Source organism: Mangrovimonas sp. CR14 (assembly GCF_011764015.1).
GTDB lineage: Bacteria > Bacteroidota > Bacteroidia > Flavobacteriales > Flavobacteriaceae > Mangrovimonas > Mangrovimonas futianensis.
On sequence record NZ_JAAFZY010000001.1, the window covers coordinates 403,504 to 421,762 of the forward strand.

At 34.0% G+C, this 18,259-nt stretch carries 19 protein-coding genes; 1 reads left to right on the forward strand and 18 read right to left on the reverse strand.

Annotated features, from left to right (window positions below; all coding sequences use genetic code 11):
* Nucleotides 1-13: 13 nt before the first annotated feature.
* Both GZ212_RS01770 and GZ212_RS01775 read right to left on the reverse strand, forming a co-directional pair.
* Complete coding sequence (locus GZ212_RS01770) at nucleotides 14-1,174, reverse strand: glycosyltransferase family 4 protein (protein WP_166956761.1); 1,161 nt, start codon at nucleotides 1,172-1,174, stop codon at nucleotides 14-16.
* Nucleotides 1,175-1,198: 24 nt separating this feature from the next.
* Entirely contained in the window at nucleotides 1,199-1,951 is a 753-nt protein-coding gene (locus tag GZ212_RS01775; protein WP_166956763.1) for a glycosyltransferase family 2 protein, read from the reverse strand.
* 158 nt (nucleotides 1,952-2,109) lie between these two features.
* Here GZ212_RS01775 and GZ212_RS01780 point away from each other — a divergent pair, with 158 nt between their 5' ends.
* Nucleotides 2,110-3,024, forward strand: coding sequence for a sulfotransferase (locus tag GZ212_RS01780; protein ID WP_166956765.1), 915 nt, complete (start codon nucleotides 2,110-2,112; stop codon nucleotides 3,022-3,024).
* A 6-nt stretch (nucleotides 3,025-3,030) separates the two neighbouring features.
* Here GZ212_RS01780 and GZ212_RS01785 read toward each other — a convergent pair whose 3' ends face one another.
* The 16 genes from GZ212_RS01785 to GZ212_RS01860 all read right to left on the reverse strand — a co-directional run bounded on the left by GZ212_RS01785 (nucleotide 3,031) and on the right by GZ212_RS01860 (nucleotide 18,248).
* On the reverse strand, nucleotides 3,031-3,993 hold the full coding sequence (locus GZ212_RS01785) for a sulfotransferase (protein ID WP_166956767.1): 963 nt from the start codon (nucleotides 3,991-3,993) through the stop codon (nucleotides 3,031-3,033).
* Nucleotides 3,993-5,336 carry a flippase gene (locus GZ212_RS01790; protein ID WP_166956769.1) on the reverse strand — a complete coding sequence of 448 codons (1,344 nt, stop codon included), beginning with the start codon at nucleotides 5,334-5,336 and terminating at the stop codon, nucleotides 3,993-3,995. Before GZ212_RS01790 ends, GZ212_RS01785 begins: the two co-directional genes overlap by 1 nt.
* A 73-nt stretch (nucleotides 5,337-5,409) precedes the next feature.
* Complete coding sequence (locus GZ212_RS01795) at nucleotides 5,410-5,955, reverse strand: hypothetical protein (RefSeq protein ID WP_166956771.1); 546 nt, start codon at nucleotides 5,953-5,955, stop codon at nucleotides 5,410-5,412.
* 16 nt (nucleotides 5,956-5,971) lie between these two features.
* On the reverse strand, nucleotides 5,972-7,225 hold the full coding sequence (cysN, locus tag GZ212_RS01800) for a sulfate adenylyltransferase subunit CysN (RefSeq protein ID WP_166956773.1): 1,254 nt from the start codon (nucleotides 7,223-7,225) through the stop codon (nucleotides 5,972-5,974).
* Between the two features lie 52 nt (nucleotides 7,226-7,277).
* Nucleotides 7,278-8,183, reverse strand: coding sequence for a sulfate adenylyltransferase subunit CysD (gene cysD / locus GZ212_RS01805; RefSeq protein ID WP_053970760.1), 906 nt, complete (start codon nucleotides 8,181-8,183; stop codon nucleotides 7,278-7,280).
* Complete coding sequence (cysC, locus tag GZ212_RS01810) at nucleotides 8,180-8,779, reverse strand: adenylyl-sulfate kinase (protein ID WP_166956775.1); 600 nt, start codon at nucleotides 8,777-8,779, stop codon at nucleotides 8,180-8,182. The genes cysD and cysC overlap by 4 nt, the downstream gene beginning before the upstream one ends.
* Before the next feature lie 14 nt (nucleotides 8,780-8,793).
* Entirely contained in the window at nucleotides 8,794-9,222 is a 429-nt protein-coding gene (locus GZ212_RS01815) for a DUF2061 domain-containing protein (protein WP_166956777.1), read from the reverse strand.
* Between the two features lie 3 nt (nucleotides 9,223-9,225).
* Nucleotides 9,226-10,026 (reverse strand): 3'(2'),5'-bisphosphate nucleotidase CysQ, encoded by an 801-nt coding sequence (cysQ, locus tag GZ212_RS01820; RefSeq protein ID WP_240923704.1) that lies wholly within the window; start codon nucleotides 10,024-10,026, stop codon nucleotides 9,226-9,228.
* On the reverse strand, nucleotides 10,013-11,059 hold the full coding sequence (locus GZ212_RS01825; protein WP_166956781.1) for a GDP-L-fucose synthase: 1,047 nt from the start codon (nucleotides 11,057-11,059) through the stop codon (nucleotides 10,013-10,015). The genes cysQ and GZ212_RS01825 overlap by 14 nt, the downstream gene beginning before the upstream one ends.
* A 7-nt stretch (nucleotides 11,060-11,066) precedes the next feature.
* On the reverse strand, nucleotides 11,067-12,185 hold the full coding sequence (gene gmd / locus GZ212_RS01830; RefSeq protein WP_166956783.1) for a GDP-mannose 4,6-dehydratase: 1,119 nt from the start codon (nucleotides 12,183-12,185) through the stop codon (nucleotides 11,067-11,069).
* Nucleotides 12,182-13,042 (reverse strand): dTDP-4-dehydrorhamnose reductase, encoded by an 861-nt coding sequence (rfbD, locus tag GZ212_RS01835; protein ID WP_166956785.1) that lies wholly within the window; start codon nucleotides 13,040-13,042, stop codon nucleotides 12,182-12,184. The genes gmd and rfbD overlap by 4 nt, the downstream gene beginning before the upstream one ends.
* A complete protein-coding gene (gene rfbC / locus GZ212_RS01840) occupies nucleotides 13,032-13,583 on the reverse strand; it encodes a dTDP-4-dehydrorhamnose 3,5-epimerase (protein WP_166956787.1) in 552 nt (183 codons plus the stop codon). Before rfbC ends, rfbD begins: the two co-directional genes overlap by 11 nt.
* Complete coding sequence (gene rfbA / locus GZ212_RS01845) at nucleotides 13,580-14,452, reverse strand: glucose-1-phosphate thymidylyltransferase RfbA (RefSeq protein ID WP_166956789.1); 873 nt, start codon at nucleotides 14,450-14,452, stop codon at nucleotides 13,580-13,582. Before rfbA ends, rfbC begins: the two co-directional genes overlap by 4 nt.
* Nucleotides 14,449-15,504 (reverse strand): dTDP-glucose 4,6-dehydratase, encoded by a 1,056-nt coding sequence (rfbB, locus tag GZ212_RS01850; protein ID WP_166956791.1) that lies wholly within the window; start codon nucleotides 15,502-15,504, stop codon nucleotides 14,449-14,451. Before rfbB ends, rfbA begins: the two co-directional genes overlap by 4 nt.
* Nucleotides 15,497-16,549, reverse strand: coding sequence for a hypothetical protein (locus GZ212_RS01855; RefSeq protein ID WP_166956793.1), 1,053 nt, complete (start codon nucleotides 16,547-16,549; stop codon nucleotides 15,497-15,499). Before GZ212_RS01855 ends, rfbB begins: the two co-directional genes overlap by 8 nt.
* 10 nt (nucleotides 16,550-16,559) lie before the next feature.
* Complete coding sequence (locus GZ212_RS01860) at nucleotides 16,560-18,248, reverse strand: hypothetical protein (protein WP_166956795.1); 1,689 nt, start codon at nucleotides 18,246-18,248, stop codon at nucleotides 16,560-16,562.
* Nucleotides 18,249-18,259: the final 11 nt, after the last annotated feature.

Below are 18,259 nucleotides of genomic sequence, written 5' to 3' on the forward strand. Positions count from 1 at the left end.
AAAATTGAGCTTCTTAAATGTTTCTATATAAATTAATGAACTTGCTAACATATGTATCAAGGGAAAATTTCTTAAGAGCTCTTAGCCTTCCCTCCCTTCCAAATTTAAATCGTTTGTGCTCATCATTAATTAACTGTTTTAAGAACATTATTAATTCGCTTTTATTATTCGGTTCAAAAAGAAACCCCGTTTCATTATGTTTTACAATTTCTGTAACCCCCCCATGATTGGAAGCTATAACTACTTTCTCAGCCAACATAGATTCTAAAGCCACCAAACCAAAAGGCTCAGGGTCAACAGATGGGATTACTGATATATCAATACTATCAAAAATTGGCCAAATATTTCTTTGAAAAGGAATTATTCGACAATTATCTTCAACATTATAAAAAATAATTTTGTCCTTTAGTTCTCTCACGAAATATTCTTGACCTGGAGGAGCAGATCCAACAAAAACTAGTTTAATTCCTTTCTCTGATATTCTAGAAAAAGATTCTAAAAGTAATTCCTGTCCCTTCCATTTATTTATTCTACCTATCAATCCAATTACTATATTACTTTCGTCTGCTCCAAATAACTCTTTCCTAATTGCTTTTTTTATATCTGAAGCTGTAATGTTTTGGTTTCTATCAAGCCCATTTAAAATTATTTGTGATTTTTTGATTAACCCATTACTACTTTCCGTAAATGCCCTACTAGTTGCCTCGGAATTGAAAACCACCCTATCAGAAAAAAAATTTACAAATTTTGGAAAATTATTTTTCACAAATTTAGGCCTTTCAATAATCTCATGGATATGCCATATATGTTTTATTCCATAAATTTTAGAGTAAAATGCGCCAACTAATACCGCCATGGTATTTGAATGGATTATATCTATGTGAACTTCTTTAAGAAGCCTCCTTAGCCTATAAAGCGAAGAAATTAAATTAAATGGCAGACACAATGTTCCCTTGAGAGTGTACATTTGGCGCGATAACTTTACAATAGGAGAGATAATTACAGTAATTCCCTTTTCTTCCAATAAGTCCTTTAACGAACCATTTTCAGGCAATACGACAATAACGTTAAAACTGTCAAATTTAAAGATAGACTCAACCAAATATAATAGTGTTTTATCTGACCCATATAATTCTGCGGATTGGTGAATAAAAAGAATTGTCTTTTGCTTCATTTTCAAGTTAATCGGGCTTATTCTTTAAAGTAGTTTTTTTATGAAGTAAATCGAATATTCTTTTAAAAAGTCAAAATAACATAAGATTAAATTTAATTTACCAGTTTCATTTTTGGCTTTAATCGCTTCTGTGAAAACTTTAAAAATTTGCTTATTACTTATTCCTCCATATCCCATCAATACAGTTACTGCATTTAGTTTTGCTGTTTTTAATTCCTTACCTGCCCTTAATAATAACTCATAGTCTCCAGCTATTTTATATTCAGGATTAAATGCCCCATGTTTCTTGAAGTAATTCATATTATGAAATGATCCAACATGACCAATATTCATTTTTCTTCTAAAAACTGCCCAAGACCATTCATCTTGAATAATTCTTTTATCTGAACCATCTGACGCTATAACTTTGTTGATTGAGTAAACCAAATCAATAGGTTTACTTTGTTTGGAAATAAAGTTAGAATATAGTTCAATAGCATCTTCCAAATAGACATCATCAGAACCTAAAAAAGAAATCCAATCCCCCGAGGATAGTTTTAAGGCCTTATTCCATGCATCATAAATACCATTATCCCTTTCCGAAACCCATTTAAACGCAATACCCCTATCTATAAATTTTCCCTCGAAATGTTTAATAATGTCCGTTGTATTATCAGATGAACCTCCATCAACAACAATATATTCAAAGTTCTTATTAGTTTGATTTAGTAAAGAATTAAATGTAGCTGCCAACGTTTTAGCACTATTAAATGTAGCTGTTACTACAGAGATATTCATTAGTGTTTTCTGTTTAAAATATGAGTATTACCAAGCTCAGGTATATTTGGTCAAAGATATTAAATTGGTCATGATTTTACTGAGTTTTGACCTATAATTAAATATCTTTACCCGAGAGAAAAACTAATTCTTTTTAATGAATTCAAATCAATATTTGAATGAATAAACCTAATCTTAATTTATTTGTTGTAGGAGCTGCTAAATCCGGAACCACTTCTTTATACAATTATTTAAATCAACACCCTGACATATTTTTACCAAAAGTAAAAGAACCTAATTATTACTCCAGTATAGATTCTGAAGACCCTTTAGTATATAGCCCTCCAAAAAAAGATGTGTTTTATCATAACAAAATTATTAATGATGAAAACACATACTTTTCACTTTTTGAAAATTCGTATGATTATGAAATTACAGGTGATTGTAGTCCTTCATATTTATGGGATAAAACTGCTGCGAAAAAAATATTTGCTGACTTCCCAAATGCCAAAATTGTAATTATCCTAAGAGACCCTATAATGAGAACTTTCTCACATTATTTAATGAACTTGAAAAATGGGGTTGAAAAAGACCCCGATTTTTTAAGTGCTTTAAAAAGAGACGCAAAAGAATTCCCTAAAGTTTGGGGAGACGGCAAGGTATTTCTGTATAAGGAACTTAGCATGTACTACGATCAAGTTAAAATCTATTTGGAGGTTTTTAAAAAAGAGAATATTAAAGTTATTATTTATGAGGAATTCTTTTCTGATATTGAACTAGGTCTTTCTGAACTATTTAATTTTTTAAAGATTTCATCAACTAACAACATAAATTTCAATGAAATTCATAACAAATACAGCATTCCTAAAAATTCATTTTTCAGATTTCTACTAAAAAATAAAAGTAAACTAACACTTTTAAGGACCTTAGTTCCAAGAACTACAACACAATTTTTGAATAAAAATGTTTTTTATCGAGAAAGTGAAAAACCAAAAATAACGGAAGAATCTAGAAATTATCTAAAGAATATTTTTGCCGAAGATGTAAGAAATTTAGAAAAGTTACTTGATTTAAATCTCCATAAATGGCTTTGAAAAAAATCATGAAAAGAATTTCCTTTTTGTCCATCCAAAGGATTCACTCATTAGAATGTTTAAGTGAAACTTTCTGACAAAGTAATTTGAAACATAATCAGATAAATCTCTAAATTCTCTCAAAGAATAGTTTATTTTAAGACCATTAATTGAATTGATGATTTCTTCCCTATTGTACCCTTGTAAACTCAAGGATTTTTCATCAATTTTTCTTATTGTTCTTGACACTACTTTTTTCTTTACGTAGGTGTCAATGTTATCTTTCCATTTTCCTAAACTTTCCTTACTTATTTGCGAATACTTAATAGAGCCTGTTGGGTCACCCAAAGATGATTTGACATCTTGTTTAATAAAGGATTCTAGTATACTAGAATCATAACTTAACTGAAGATAATCTAATATTCTTTTTAATTCTCTTTCTGGATTTGAAACGAATTCTTCATAATTAACACCTATACTATCGCGTTCATGTCTTTGGTATCCCTCTGATAATTTTTGTAAACCTACCGTTAAATCATAATAGGATCCAAGGAAAGGAGTCAATCTATTATTCGACCAGGTTTTAAGCATCGACGAATAAACTTGTTCTGGACTTCTAAATAAAAAAATGAATTTTGAATCTGGAAAAATGGATTTTATTTCATCAATAATATAGTAATACCTTGGTGTTTTATCTAAAAAATATTCTTCACCTGAAGATAATTTACAGTGAATATCTTTAATAAAACCCCCTAAAGATTCATAGTAATCATCTCTTTTATTGGGTAATTTATTTATTAGGTTATTGATTCCCTGTGAAGAAAGCCTGCTACTATATTCGGACAAATGCCCTTCATTTCTTAGAGAGTATACTTGAGGCAATAAAATCCATGGTTCTGATACACTAGCAATTTTTTCGTGTCCCATTAAAACCCTTTGAAGTAATGTTGAGCCGGCTCTTGGCAATGAAAATATAAACAATTGCTTCATTATTTATATCTTTTTAAAAAGGAGCTTATATCGCGATAAGGATTGTAAAAGGTCCAAAAACCCAACCTTTTTTTTATTACAAATATTAAAATTACGTTCCATGTTATCACAGTAATCATGCTAGCTAAGGCAGCTCCATTATAATTAAATTTTGGGATTAGGAGAAAATTAAGCATTACATTTAATAAAGCAGCAAAAACCATTACATTCCTGAAAATTTTTTGGTTATTTGTCATTTGTAAAATATAACCTACAGATCCAGCTATAGAATTAAAAAATTTACCAACGCATAAAAAAATGAGCGCCAAATAACCTGAAACAAATTCAGCACCATTAATTCTTAATATCGTTTTTGGAAACACGACAAGAATTAATATAATTGGTAGTGAAATAATTAATATCAGCTTGGTAGATTTTACAACTGTTCTCTCAAGGCCATTCATATCCCTCCTACTAAAAAATTCCACAAATTTAGGCGTTGCAATGGCATTTACAGCAAAAAGTGCAATACCCGAAATATCAGCCAGTCTTTGTGAAGCATTATAAATACCAATATGCTTCTCTTCAAAAAAAAAGCTTAACATAATAATGTCTGACCAATTTATGAATAACACAAATGATCCGGCAAGTAACATTGGAAAAGATAAATTTAATATTTCCGGAGTTTTGTATTTTTTTAATTCCCTTTGATTTTCACTATACTTCCTTTTATAAACATCCAATAAAAAAGTAATAACCGCTATAAAAAAGGTTAAATATACCGCAACAGAATACAAAAAAATTGGCTTTTTATCAAAGTCAATTAATTCAAAAAAAAACAGTATTAATAGTAAAAAAATGTTAATTAAAATTGCGTTAAATAAAATAAAGGGGGTTGTTTTTTTATATGCTTGAAAATATCCAGCAATCAATAGAATCAGTGTAGAAGGAATAACCAAATAACTCAATTGCTTTAAATTCCATACTGATAAATTATCCTTAAAGACAACCTTAACTATCTTATGAGGAATCATTAACAAAAATACCGTGACAATTCCTCCAATAGCTATAGATATAATCAAAATCCTGATTAAAACTTTTATTATATCTCTTTTATTTGAAGTTAGTTTTATTTCTGCCAACACCCTTACGATTGATATATCCATTCCAAATTTGGAAAAAACCATAACAATCCCCAAAACGGTCAATAAGAGAGTATACTCCCCATATCCATTTGCTCCATATTTATTAGTAATAAAAATCATTACTAAATAGCCAATAATCATACCCATTCCTTTTAAAAGAAATGAAATACCACCCCCTTTAATTAGTTCTAGAAAATTATCGTCTTTGAATTTTACCATCAAAAAATTACTTAAGGAACTCGATTTTATAAATTAAACAAGAAATTAAAATTATTTCTCTACCTTATAATGTCTAAAACTCTAATAACATTTTATAAATAAGTGCCTCTCGGGAAGAAAAGCGTGGTAAATAATTTCCTTGAATTTCCTTGGTAGTGGCTATGAAATTCTTTTCGTCATAATCGACAAATTTATTAGGCATAAAATATTGGAAAAAGGAATCAGGTTTAATCACTATTTCTTTATCTCCAAAAACTAAAATTGTCTCCTTAATTTCTATTGTTTGGTCCTTTTCCTCATTCACAAATCTTAGAAATAGTTTATCGGGAATGACATCTTCTTTTATATTAAAAATAAGCGTTTGGACATCCTTAGAACCTTTAACTTCAACTGAACTTGAGTTTTTTATATTGATGTCCTTTTGCCCTTCTTCTAAAAAAAACAATGTAAAGGTCCCATTTTTCTCTATTACAGCATTAAAGTTTAAAATCAACTGGTTCTTTGATACATTTTGTTTGCCGTCCTTTATTGATTCTGTAGTTCCCTTTTCTACCTCATTTGAATCTTTACAACTTAAAACCAAACTCAGGAAAAGGAAAATAAGTATTCTAATTTTCATTTTTTGCTGTTTTAAGTTAAACCACCATCCCGGCAGCCACAGTTTCATTAGTTGCATCATCCACCAAAATAATACTTCCGGTAGTTCTATTCTCTCTATAGGAGTCCACCATCAAAGGTTGGGTAGTACGTAGTTTTACTTTACAAATATCATTCATGGTCAATTCTTTGTCATCTTCTTTTCTTTCCAAGGTATTGATATCAATTTTATAGACAACCTCCTTAATCATGGCCTTTTGGTCATTTGAAGTGTGTTTTATGGTATATTTTGCTCTTGGCTTTGCTGGACTATTATTCAACCAACAAAGCATCACTTCAATGTCCTGACTAGCCTCAGGCTTATTGTTTGAGCGAACAATCATATCTCCACGACTAATGTCTATATCATCTTCTAAAGTAATGGAAACAGACATGGGCGCAAAAGCTTCATTCACGGCACTATCAAAGGTATCGATTGAACGGATTTTGGAAGTAAATCCAGAGGGCATCACAGTGACCTCATCACCAGGTCTAAAAACACCACTCGCTACACGTCCTGCATAACCCCTGTAGTCCCTAAATTCTCCTTGCTGCGGTCTTAAAACCGTTTGAACAGGGAAACGCGCATCTACTTTATTGATATCACTACTTATGTGCATGGTTTCAAGGGTGTGTAAAAGAGGCGCGCCTTGATACCAATCCATATGCTCAGATCTGTTCACCACATTGTCTCCTAACAAAGCTGAAATAGGAATAAATCGAACGTCTTTCACCATCATTTTAGAGGAAAACTCTTCAAATTGCTCAATCACTTTTTGATAAGCATCTTCCTGAAAATCAACTAAATCCATTTTATTGATGCACACTATCACATGGGGGATTTGCAATAAAGAAGCAATAAAGGAATGCCTTCTGGTTTGCTCTATAACTCCATGTCTGGCATCAACCAAAATAATGGCAGCATTAGCCGTTGAAGCCCCTGTTACCATGTTTCTGGTATATTGAATATGTCCAGGCGTATCGGCTATAATAAACTTACGCTTTGGTGTGGTAAAATATCTGTAAGCCACATCAATGGTAATTCCTTGTTCCCGTTCATCTCTTAATCCATCTGTAAATAACGCCAAATCAACGCCTTCATGACCTTTCTTCTTACTCGTGTTCTCAATGGCCTCAAGTTGGTCTTCAAAAATGGACTTTGAATCATATAACAACCTACCGATTAAGGTACTTTTCCCGTCATCAACACTCCCTGCAGTTGTAAATCTTAATAATTGGTTATTGTCTAACATATATTTTTATTAGTAGTTCTATAATTGAATTATAGAATAATTGATGTTTAATTTAAAAATACCCTTGACGTTTACGGTCTTCCATAGCGGTTTCAGAACGCTTATCATCACTTCTGTTCCCTCTTTCTGTTTGTCTCATAGCAGAAACTTCATTGGCAATCTTTTCAACAGTATCAGCATCGCTTTCAATACCACCTGTAATAGTAATATCTCCTAAAGTTCTAAAACGTATCTTCTTGACGACTATTTCTTCTGTCTCTTCAAGCATTAAAAATTCTGAATTGGGTATCCAAGAATTGTTTCTCCAAACACACTCCCTTTCATGTGCAAAGTAAAGGGACGGTATTTGAATGTTTTCCCTTTTTATGTAATTCCAAACGTCCATTTCAGTCCAATTACTGATAGGAAATGCTCTAAAGTGTTCTCCTTCAAAATGCTTACCATTGAAAATATTCCAAAGTTCTGGACGTTGGTTTTTAGGATCCCATTGTCCAAAATCATCTCTATGTGAAAAGAAACGTTCTTTTGCTCGCGCCTTTTCTTCATCTCTTCTTCCCCCACCTATAGCGCAATCTACTTTATGGGTTTCAATAGCATCTAATAATGTTGTTATCTGAAGTGCATTTCTGGTTGCGTTCTTTCCTCTTTCTTCTGCTACCCTTCCTTGATCAATCGATTCCTGTACAGAGCCTACAATCAAATTGACACCCAACTCGTCAATCAAATCATCACGAAATTTAATGGTCTCAGGAAAGTTGTGTCCTGTATCCACATGCATTAAAGCAAAAGGAATTTTACTAGGGTAAAATGCCTTTCTGGCCAAATGTGTCACTACTATCGAATCCTTTCCTCCAGAAAAAAGAATAACCGGATTTTGAAATTGAGCCCACACTTCACGCAATACAAATATCGCTTCACTCTCTAACTCGTCTAAATAATTTAAATAATACTTACTCATGATTGCCTTGACAATTTTGGCGTTATAAATTCAATAATCCTATTGACTGCTTCGTCAACAGATTCTTGTTCCGTTTTTATTTCAATATCGGGATTTTCTGGGGCCTCATAAGGGGCAGAGATTCCAGTCATATTTTTTATTTCACCGGCTCTTGCCTTCTTATAGAGTCCTTTCACATCCCTTCGTTCACATTCCTCAACACTGGTGTTGATGTAAACCTCAACAAAGTTAACATCTTTGACGATTCTTCTTATGTTATCACGGTCTTTTTTATAGGGCGAAACAAAAGCCGCCAAAACCACCAACCCAGCATCTACCATCAAACCTGCCACTTCTGCAATTCTGCGGATATTTTCAGTTCGATCTTCTGGCGAAAAGCTTAAATCATTATTAATTCCCTTTCTAATGTTATCACCATCAAGAGTATAGGTTTTAATTCCCTTTTCAAATAGTTTTTGCTCTACAACATTAGCAATTGTCGACTTCCCCGATCCTGAAAGTCCTGTGAACCACAATAAAAAAGAGTTATGTTTATTAGAGGTCCTGCGGTCTTCTTGAGACACCTGATATGAGTGGGGTATAATGTTCTCCTTCATTTCTTATTTCTTTATTAATCAACCTCTCGGTTAGGAAGTCCAAAATTTATGCGATACCAAATTCTTTCATGAAAATAGTATAAGGTCATTTTAGTAAGAACTTCAGCAAGACCTATTTTTAGACCTGCCATAGGATTTCCAGAAATAATCCAAGCCAAGGTCATAGTATCTAAGGTTCCTATCATTCTCCAAGTAATGGTTTTAGCAAAATGTCGTTTCTTGCTTTCCAAACGTCTTCCATCTTTTGAGAGATTGATTTTAAACCATACTCTTTCATGCAGATAATACAAGATAGATTTTGTGGTTACCTCAGCAAAACCAATTTTCAATCCTGTTAAAGGATTTCCTGTTATTAACCAAGAAAGCAGAATGGTATCCAGTGTTCCCACCAAACGCCAGGTAATGGTTTTTGCTATATGTCGTTTATAGGAAACGTCTGCCATAAACTATCTGCTTACCAAAAAATAACTGTTTAACAAGTTTTCTTTATTGTACTGCAAAGGTTTATCTGTTTCCTTAGAAATAACTTGTAAGCCAACGGCATTGCAAATGGCCTGACCTGCTGCTGTGTCCCACTCCATAGTAGGAGCGTATCTTGGGTAAACATCAGCATTCCCCTCTGCCACCAAACAGAATTTTAAGGAACTACCTTTGGAGACAATCTCGACATCCTTGCCTTCATTTTTAAGACTCTCAACAAAGTCTAAAGTATCCTGATTCATATGGGAACGACTCCCGACAACCTCAATTTTATTTGACTTTTCAGTCTTTGGATTTAAGGCTTTAGCCTTTGTCATAATTTCCTCAAAAGAAACATCATGAGAGTCAAGCTCAACTTTGAAGGCTTCCTCTTTAGTCACATCAGCAAAATATAACGTTTTTACAGCTGGGACATAGATTACCCCCAAATGAGGTTGTCCCTGTTCTACCAAAGCTATATTGACTGTAAACTCGCCATTTCGCTTTATAAATTCTTTGGTCCCATCTACTGGATCAACCACCCAACAAGTATCCCATGTTTTCCTTACAGCATAGTCCACTTGTTTATTTTCTTCACTTATGATGGGAATTTCGGTTGGTATTAAAAATGAATTGATGATATCATTTGATTGTTTATCCGCTTCTGTTAAGGGAGATTTATCATCCTTATATTCCACATCAAATACAGAATCATAGACTTCCATAATTCTTTCACCCGCCTTTAAGGAGGCTTCAATAGCTATTTTTAAATGATTATTTATTGACATACCAATCATATACTTTTTTAATTCCGTCTTTTAATTCTATTTGATGTTTCCACCCAAGTCCATTCAGCTTAGAAACATCTGTTAATTTTCTCATGGTTCCATCAGGTTTTTCAGAGTTAAAAACCAACTCTCCGTCAAAACCAATAATTCCTTTTATTGTTTCTGCCAGTTCCTTTATAGATACTTCCTTACCAGTTCCAATATTAATATGGGTATTTCTAATTTCCTTAGCTCCTTCTGAATAGGTATCTTCAAAATCCCTATTTTCCATAATAAAAACACAAGCATCAGCCATGTCCTTTGACCACAAAAATTCCCTCATTGGCTTTCCTGAACCCCAAATCTCCACACTTTTTTCACTAACACCAAATTTTGATAGATAGGATTTTGCCTCTTCAATAGAATTCAATTTCAAATCATTTAAAACTTCCTCAATATTTCCGTCATTAAGAAGTTTAGCTAAATGGATTTTACGTATCAAGGCCGGCAAAACATGAGATTTTTCCAAATCAAAATTATCATTTGGCCCATATAGATTAGTTGGCATCACCGAAATAAAATTAGTGCCATACTGAATGTTATAACTTTCACACATCTTTATCCCAGCAATCTTAGCAATGGCGTAAGGCTCATTGGTGTATTCTAGAGGATCTGTTAGCAAGTAATCTTCCTTCATGGGTTGTGGGCAATTCTTTGGATAAATACAAGTACTTCCTAAGAACAATAATTTCTTAACTCCATGAACATAACTTTGATGAATCACATGATTCTGAATCATCATATTATCATAAATAAATTCAGCTCTATACACATTGTTGGCTACTATTCCACCAACTTTTGCAGCTGCTAAAAAAACGTATTCCGGTTTTTCGGTTTCAAAAAATTGTTCGACCCTTTCTTGGTTTGTTAAATCTAGCTCAGCATGGGTTCGAGTAACGATATTGGTATAGCCTTTGTTTTTTAAATTCTCAAGAATAGCACTACCTACAAGTCCTCTATGACCTGCAACATAAATTTTTGAAGCTTTGTCCATAGACCAATTATTCGAAATAGTTATTGATTCGGTATCCACCTTCTTGAAGATATTGTTGCTTCTGCATCAATATAAGATCACTTTGCATCATATCCTCAACTAAAGCAGGTAAATCATATTGAGGCACCCAACCGAGCTTTTCCTTGGCCTTTGTTGCATCCCCAATTAATAAATCTACTTCTGTTGGGCGGTAGTATTTTTCGTCAACAGCAACAACTTCTTTTCCAATTTCCAGTTGATAATCTGGATTAGAGCAAGATTTGATATATCCTTTTTCCTCTGATTCTTCTCCTTTAAATTCCAATTCAACCCCAATATGAGCAAAGCACATTTTCACAAAATCCCTAACGGTTGTTGTTTTGCCAGTAGCGATGACCCAATCTTCAGCTTCCTCAGCTTGAAGAATCATCCACATCATTCTGATGTAATCCTTGGCATGTCCCCAATCGCGTTTCGCATCCAAGTTTCCTAAATACATTTTATCCTGCAACCCTAAAGCAATTCTAGAAGTAGCTCTCGTGATTTTTCTGGTTACAAAAGTTTCTCCCCTAATAGGTGATTCATGATTAAATAGAATCCCATTACAAGCATACATCCCGTAAGCTTCCCTGTAGTTTACAGTTATCCAATACGCATACATTTTGGCAACAGCGTAAGGGCTTCTAGGATAAAATGGGGTTGTCTCGGTCTGAGGGACTTCCTGCACCTTCCCATATAACTCTGAAGTTGAAGCTTGGTAAATTCGTGTCTTCTTTTCCAATCCCAAAATTCTAATAGCTTCCAAAATTCTCAGCGTTCCTATTCCGTCTGCATTAGCCGTATATTCAGGTGTTTCAAAAGAAACGTGAACATGGCTCATGGCAGCTAAATTGTAAATTTCATCGGGCTGTACTTCTTGGATAATTCGAATCAAGTTGGTACTATCCGTTAAATCTCCATAATGAAGAAAAAAGTTTCTGTGTTCCTCATGTGGATCTTGATATAAATGGTCTATTCTATCGGTATTAAACAAAGAAGATCTTCTTTTAATACCATGTACAATGTAATCTTTCTTTAAAAGAAATTCACTTAAATAGGCACCATCTTGTCCAGTAACCCCAGTAATTAATGCTACTTTCTTACTCATTTTATTTGATTAATAACTTTATATAAGCTATCCCTCCAATAAGGGATTTCAATATTCAATTGTTTTTTGATTTTGGCTTTATCCAAAACACTAAAGCTAGGTCTTTTTGCTGGAGTGGGATAAGCTTCTGAAGGAATATTTCCAACTTTTATTCTATCATTCCCTTGAATGTCAAAAATCGCCCTAGCGAAATCATACCAACTAGCAACACCTTCATTACTGAAATGATAAATGCCATATTGCTCTGTATTATTCTTTATAATATCTAGAAGTACAATTGCCAAATCTCCTGCATAGGTAGGGGTTCCCACTTGATCACCTACAACATTCAATGCCTCTCTGTCCTCCCCTAGTTTCAACATCGTTTTTAAAAAGTTTTGGCCATATTCAGAATATAACCAAGAAGTCCTTATGATAAAATGCTCTTTTAATTTGGCTTGAATTTCAAGTTCTCCTTGAAGCTTTGAATCCCCATAAACTCCAAGTGGATTTGTTTGAGCTTCTTCGGAATAAGGAACCGATTGGGCACCATCAAAAACAAAATCGGTTGAAATATGAATGAGTTTTGCCTTATGTACTTGGCATGCCATCGCTAAATTTTTAGCTCCAATAGCATTAATGTCATAAGCCATTTTCTCATCGCTTTCAGCCTTATCTACGGCAGTATAGGCAGCACAATTGATACACCACCTTATTTGATTTGTTTCAAAAAAACCCAAGACATCTTGCTCATTTGAAATATCAAGATCTTGTACATCAGTAAAACAAAATTCAAAGTCTGAATAGGAAGCCTGAAGATCTTTGATACATTGACCCAATTGCCCACCTGCACCTGTAATTAGTACCTTATTCTTCATTTAAATATGCTTCAAAAGTTGGTAAAACAAGATCCTTTTCTGATAATTGTGCATGTTCCAAAGGAAATTCCCAATCAATGTTCAATGATTTGTCATTGTATATAATACCACCTTCCGATTCTTTATTGTAATAATTATCGCACTTATAAGAAAAAATGGCGGTGTCGCTTAACACCACAAAACCATGTGCAAAACCTCGAGGAACAAAAAACTGTTTTTTGTTCTCACCCGATAATCTTTCAGAAATATGTTTACCGAAGGTTTCTGAGTTTATTCTCAAATCAACTGCAACATCCAACACTTCTCCTTGAATAACCCGAACCAATTTCGCTTGTGCAAAAGAACCTTTTTGAAAATGCAAACCCCTCAAAACGCCTTTTGAAGAGAGCGACTCATTATCTTGAATAAAATTTACCTCAGTACCAATTGCTTGATTAAATTTGTCTTGGTTAAAGGATTCAAAAAAATAGCCTCTTTCATCCTCAAATATTTTTGGCTCAATAACGAAGCATCCCTTTAATTTAGTTTCCTTTACTATCACCCCTCTTTATTTTTCAAAAGACCAAGCAGATTTTTGCCATACCCACTTTTCATTAAGGGTTTTGCCAAATCTTTGAATTCCCGCTCCGTAATAAATCCCATTTCAAAAGCAGCTGCTTCTATAGATCCTATTTTCAATCCTTGACGTTCTTCAATGACCTCTACAAATTGAGAGGCTTGCATTAGGGATTGAAAAGTACCCGTATCTAACCAAGCCGTCCCTCTATCAAGGATACTAACATGCAATTTACCTTGCGTTAAGTAGGCCTTATTAATGTCCGTGATTTCCAATTCACCACGGTGACTGGGTTTGATATTCTTCGCTATTTGAACAACTGAGTTATCATAAAAATAAATACCCGGAACTGCAAAATTGGATTTCGGCTTTAGTGGTTTCTCTTCAATAGAAATGGCTTGCCCTTCATCATCAAATTCAACAACACCATATCGCTCAGGGTCATGAACCCGATAAGCATAAATGATCCCTCCATCAGGATTATTGTTGCTTTGAAGTAGATTAGAAAGACCAGTTCCGTAGAAAATATTATCTCCCAATACTAAGGCTACTTTGTCATTTCCTATAAAATCTGCTCCAATAATAAAGGCTTCGGCCAACCCATTTGGAGCTTCCTGAACCGCATATTCAAATCTACAACCATACTTCTTACCATCTCCCAATAAATCTTGAAAAAGAGGTAAATCCTTAGGTGTAGAAATAATAAGGATTTCCCTTATTCCAGAATATATAAGTGTAGACAACGGATAATAAATCATCGGTTTGTCATACACTGGCATCAATTGTTTACTTACAGATAGAGTTAAAGGATGTAATCTGGTTCCAGACCCACCGGCTAATATGATTCCTTTCATGATTGATATTGCTTTTCGTAATACGTTTGATATGCTCCACTAGTCACATGGTTCAACCATTCTTGATTAGATAAATACCAATCTATGGTTTTTGAAAGCCCCTCCTCAAATGTCACTGATGGCTCCCATCCCAATTTCTCATTGATTTTGGTAGCATCAATAGCATATCGTAAATCATGTCCAGGCCTATCCTTAACATAAGTGATTAACTGCTCAGAAGTTCCCTTAGCATTACCCAGCTTTTCATCCATTTGCTTGCAGAGCAATTTCACCAATTCAATATTTTTCCACTCATTAAAGCCACCTATGTTATAAGTTTCTGCGTTTTCGCCTTCATGGAATACCAAGTCAATCGCCCTAGCATGGTCAATAACATAAAGCCAATCTCTTGTATAATTCCCATCGCCATAAACTGGCAATGGTTTTTTATTGATAATATTATTGATAAACAATGGAATCAATTTCTCAGGAAATTGATTTTGTCCGTAGTTGTTGGAACAATTTGTAATCACATAAGGCAAATCATAGGTTTCCCCATAGGCTCTCACAAAATGATCTGAGCTCGCTTTAGAAGCCGAATATGGTGAGTTTGGAGAATAGGGTGAGATTTCAGTGAACAAGCCGCTTTCCCCAAGTGTTCCATAAACTTCATCAGTACTTATATGATAAAATCGTTTTCCATTAAAATCATCCTCCCAAATGCCCTTGAAAGCATTTAAAAGATTTAAGGTCCCGATTATATTTGTTTTCACAAAAGCCAACGGATCCTCAATAGATCTATCCACATGAGATTCAGCTGCTAAATGAATTACAGAATCGAACTGATATTGTTTAAATAATTTATTAATAGATTCCTCATCATTGATATCGGCCTTGAGGAAGTGGTAGTTCTCTTTTTCTTCAATATCTTTTAAATTCTCTAGGTTTCCGGCATAAGTCAAACTATCCAGATTATAAATTTTATATTCAGGATACTTGTTTACAAACAAACGGACAACGTGAGACCCTATAAAGCCTGCTCCTCCCGTAATTAGGACATTATTTTTATTCATAGGCTTTAGCAAATTTTACCAATCTAGAAGTTAAATAAATGACACATAACATAAGAAATGCCAAAACGGGAAAGATCAGAGCATATCTATTATACCAATCAGATGTTTTATTCCCAACGTATTGAAATTCAGAAATGACATCAAAAAACACATCTTCTTCTACCTTTCTTTCTTCTAAGCTTTTCAATGTATTTCTTAACTCTATTTCTTTATTTAATAAATCATATTCTCTGGTATTTGATCTATCCTTACCTAGAGAAAGGCCTTCGCCTATTATAAATTCCGTACTAGTTGATTTAGAATCTTCCTCCAAAACATTGATATAAATTCTTTGAAGGGAATCCACCTTAGCCAATTGTTCCATGATGTTATTCTTTTGAATGGTTATCAAGGAATCTCTTTTTCGTTTCTTGGTCTTGGTATATTCGTTAGTGAAGGCATTATTTAAGCCTTTTTCCAACTTCGGAAAGATATCTTGCTTAAGTGAAAAAGCTTCGATTTGAAAAATATTACCAGAATAAACGCTTCTATTTTCTACATAATCCTCATAGGAAATAGTGGAAGCACGAGCACTGTCCAAAGATCTAATAAAGCTATCATACTCCTTGATTCTTTCATTCTCCGTTTCTGGACCTGGACTAATTTCAAAGCTCAATACTTCTTTAACCTCCTCTTCACTCAAATCAAAAAAGTTTGAAAACGTAGCATAGTCCTTATTATCAATAAGAGCATTATAGTAATTGATATTAGTAACCAATTGATATTTTGAATCAAAATGTGTCTCAACCAGCATGGATGAAGAATAAACATCTGGAGATATTTTCTCCAATGCAAAACCTAACACTCCTGCTATAACCATTGTCACAACAATAATTTTAAAATTGACAATAACTGCCTTCAGAGCATAAATAATAACAGAAAAAATTGCCTTAAAAATAGAGCCTATAAACTTGAACAGTCGATTAAAAGCATCTCCTATAAGCTTAAATAATTGTCCTAAATCAACCTCTTCTGTCGATTGGTTGTTTGTTGAATTTTCGTTCATTAGTTGATCGTTAATTTAATATTTGGTGCAAAATTTTTCTTGTTATTAAATAGGTTGGCTTAACCCCTGTAGTTCCCAAACCTCCTGAAGCTAAAGTACTCCCTGTTTCTAAAGGATTGTCACTAGCATAATAGGCATATCGTACTTTAACATTTGGGTTGATACTGCCCCTAACCTTAGATGCCGATTGAATGGCTTTTTGATAGTGAGCTCCTTCCATTTCCAATCCTATCACATTCCATGTAGAATTGTAAAAAAACCTCAAAATATCCCTATTTTGAAGAGAGGTCCCTAAAACAGTAATCATAGTACCTTCAAAAACATCAATTCCCTCTCCTTCTAAATCTGATTTTTTCAATTCATTCTCAAAAGGATAATTATCGGCTGTACCTTCAAAAATATGGGCCGAAGGAATCATGATATCCCCTTTATCGCCTTCCAAAATACCAGCTTTCCCCATGATGGATATGGATTGAACATCGAGATGCTTTTTCTTGCCATTTGGGCTATAAGGCTTCAGCAATTCATCAATTGTCTCATAAGCCTGCTCTCCAAAGGCATAATCCATCACCAAAATAACAGGTTGATCCTTTAGTATTTTTTCTTCATCTACAGAGATATCCCCATGAGAAAATTCCATTTGTGATGTATCAAATAATTGTACATCAATATTGGTTCCAGAAGTATCTTCTATATATATCATTCCTTTTTGCAACGCTTCCTTGAAGATTTTATTGCGTAAGGCTTTGTTTTCATTTTTGCTGATGTCCTCATAAATTTCAAAAACACCCTTTTTTGCCATGAGTGATTTCAAGGCTGAAGGCGCAAAACATACATTCATGACACTATGCATATTCGCACTAATTATATGAATTGGCCTATCCAAAAGTCCTTTTGAGAACATCACTTCCTTGATACGGTCTGCCCATATTTCTCCGTGTATATGATGTCCCAATCGCTCTCTCAATACTGGACTGAAAGTAATGGTTCGTTTATTACCATTGATTTGTTCTTGGATGGCTAGTTTTCCTAACCAATAAACGATTTGCAACAATCGTTCAGGTTTACCATCCATCGCAAACTTGTCGTATACGGCCAGTAATTCCTTAAAAGTTCTACCCAAAATATTAGCGGTGTGGGTAATGGCCACTTCCCGTTCTTCCTGAGTTAACTTTTTCTTTGATAAAACGGCCTTTTCCAACTTTACCCAATCTCTAGTTGTATTGCCGCTTTCATCAATGAGAACACGCTTACTTATTTTATGAGACTCAACAAATAAAAAGGTTAAATGAGTTAAAATATCATAAATTTCAGAGCGCCCACGAGTGATTTCAATGTTCATTTGCTCCTCATCAATTCGATAGCAATTACGTCTTCGTTTGGGAGGAATTATGGGTTTAAAATGAGAATTGGCATAACCCTCATCACTCGTAAGGTTAATGTAAGAACATTCTTCAATCCCATAAGGGAGCCTTTCTATCACATATAACAATCCCTGCAATTCAGCTTTCTCATCTCCAATAGATCCATAAATCTCAGGTCGTAATAACAACAGAGCCTCCCTAAGGGTCTCTCCAGACACTCCCATCGGCTTGTAAAACCCTCTATTGAAAAGATGCCTCATAGTGATGTACATCCTTTCAATGGCATTGGAACTCTCCTGAGCCCTAGTTCGCTCGTGCTGATTTAACTTACTCATAATGAATTTTG

Excerpts from the sequence above, each read along its gene's own strand:
- GZ212_RS01770 (WP_166956761.1), bottom strand. The coding sequence starts at position 1,174 with ATGAAGCAAAAGACAATTCTTTTTATTCACCAATCCGCAGAATTATAT.
- GZ212_RS01775 (WP_166956763.1), bottom strand. The coding sequence starts at position 1,951 with ATGAATATCTCTGTAGTAACAGCTACATTTAATAGTGCTAAAACGTTG.
- GZ212_RS01780 (WP_166956765.1), top strand. The coding sequence starts at position 2,110 with ATGAATAAACCTAATCTTAATTTATTTGTTGTAGGAGCTGCTAAATCC.
- GZ212_RS01785 (WP_166956767.1), bottom strand. The coding sequence starts at position 3,993 with ATGAAGCAATTGTTTATATTTTCATTGCCAAGAGCCGGCTCAACATTA.
- GZ212_RS01790 (WP_166956769.1), bottom strand. The coding sequence starts at position 5,336 with ATGGTAAAATTCAAAGACGATAATTTTCTAGAACTAATTAAAGGGGGT.
- GZ212_RS01795 (WP_166956771.1), bottom strand. The coding sequence starts at position 5,955 with ATGAAAATTAGAATACTTATTTTCCTTTTCCTGAGTTTGGTTTTAAGT.
- cysN (WP_166956773.1), bottom strand. The coding sequence starts at position 7,225 with ATGTTAGACAATAACCAATTATTAAGATTTACAACTGCAGGGAGTGTT.
- cysD (WP_053970760.1), bottom strand. The coding sequence starts at position 8,183 with ATGAGTAAGTATTATTTAAATTATTTAGACGAGTTAGAGAGTGAAGCG.
- cysC (WP_166956775.1), bottom strand. The coding sequence starts at position 8,779 with ATGAAGGAGAACATTATACCCCACTCATATCAGGTGTCTCAAGAAGAC.
- GZ212_RS01815 (WP_166956777.1), bottom strand. The coding sequence starts at position 9,222 with ATGGCAGACGTTTCCTATAAACGACATATAGCAAAAACCATTACCTGG.
- cysQ (WP_240923704.1), bottom strand. The coding sequence starts at position 10,026 with ATGTCAATAAATAATCATTTAAAAATAGCTATTGAAGCCTCCTTAAAG.
- GZ212_RS01825 (WP_166956781.1), bottom strand. The coding sequence starts at position 11,059 with ATGGACAAAGCTTCAAAAATTTATGTTGCAGGTCATAGAGGACTTGTA.
- gmd (WP_166956783.1), bottom strand. The coding sequence starts at position 12,185 with ATGAGTAAGAAAGTAGCATTAATTACTGGGGTTACTGGACAAGATGGT.
- rfbD (WP_166956785.1), bottom strand. The coding sequence starts at position 13,042 with ATGAAGAATAAGGTACTAATTACAGGTGCAGGTGGGCAATTGGGTCAA.
- rfbA (WP_166956789.1), bottom strand. The coding sequence starts at position 14,452 with ATGAAAGGAATCATATTAGCCGGTGGGTCTGGAACCAGATTACATCCT.
- rfbB (WP_166956791.1), bottom strand. The coding sequence starts at position 15,504 with ATGAATAAAAATAATGTCCTAATTACGGGAGGAGCAGGCTTTATAGGG.
- GZ212_RS01855 (WP_166956793.1), bottom strand. The coding sequence starts at position 16,549 with ATGAACGAAAATTCAACAAACAACCAATCGACAGAAGAGGTTGATTTA.
- GZ212_RS01860 (WP_166956795.1), bottom strand. The coding sequence starts at position 18,248 with ATGAGTAAGTTAAATCAGCACGAGCGAACTAGGGCTCAGGAGAGTTCC.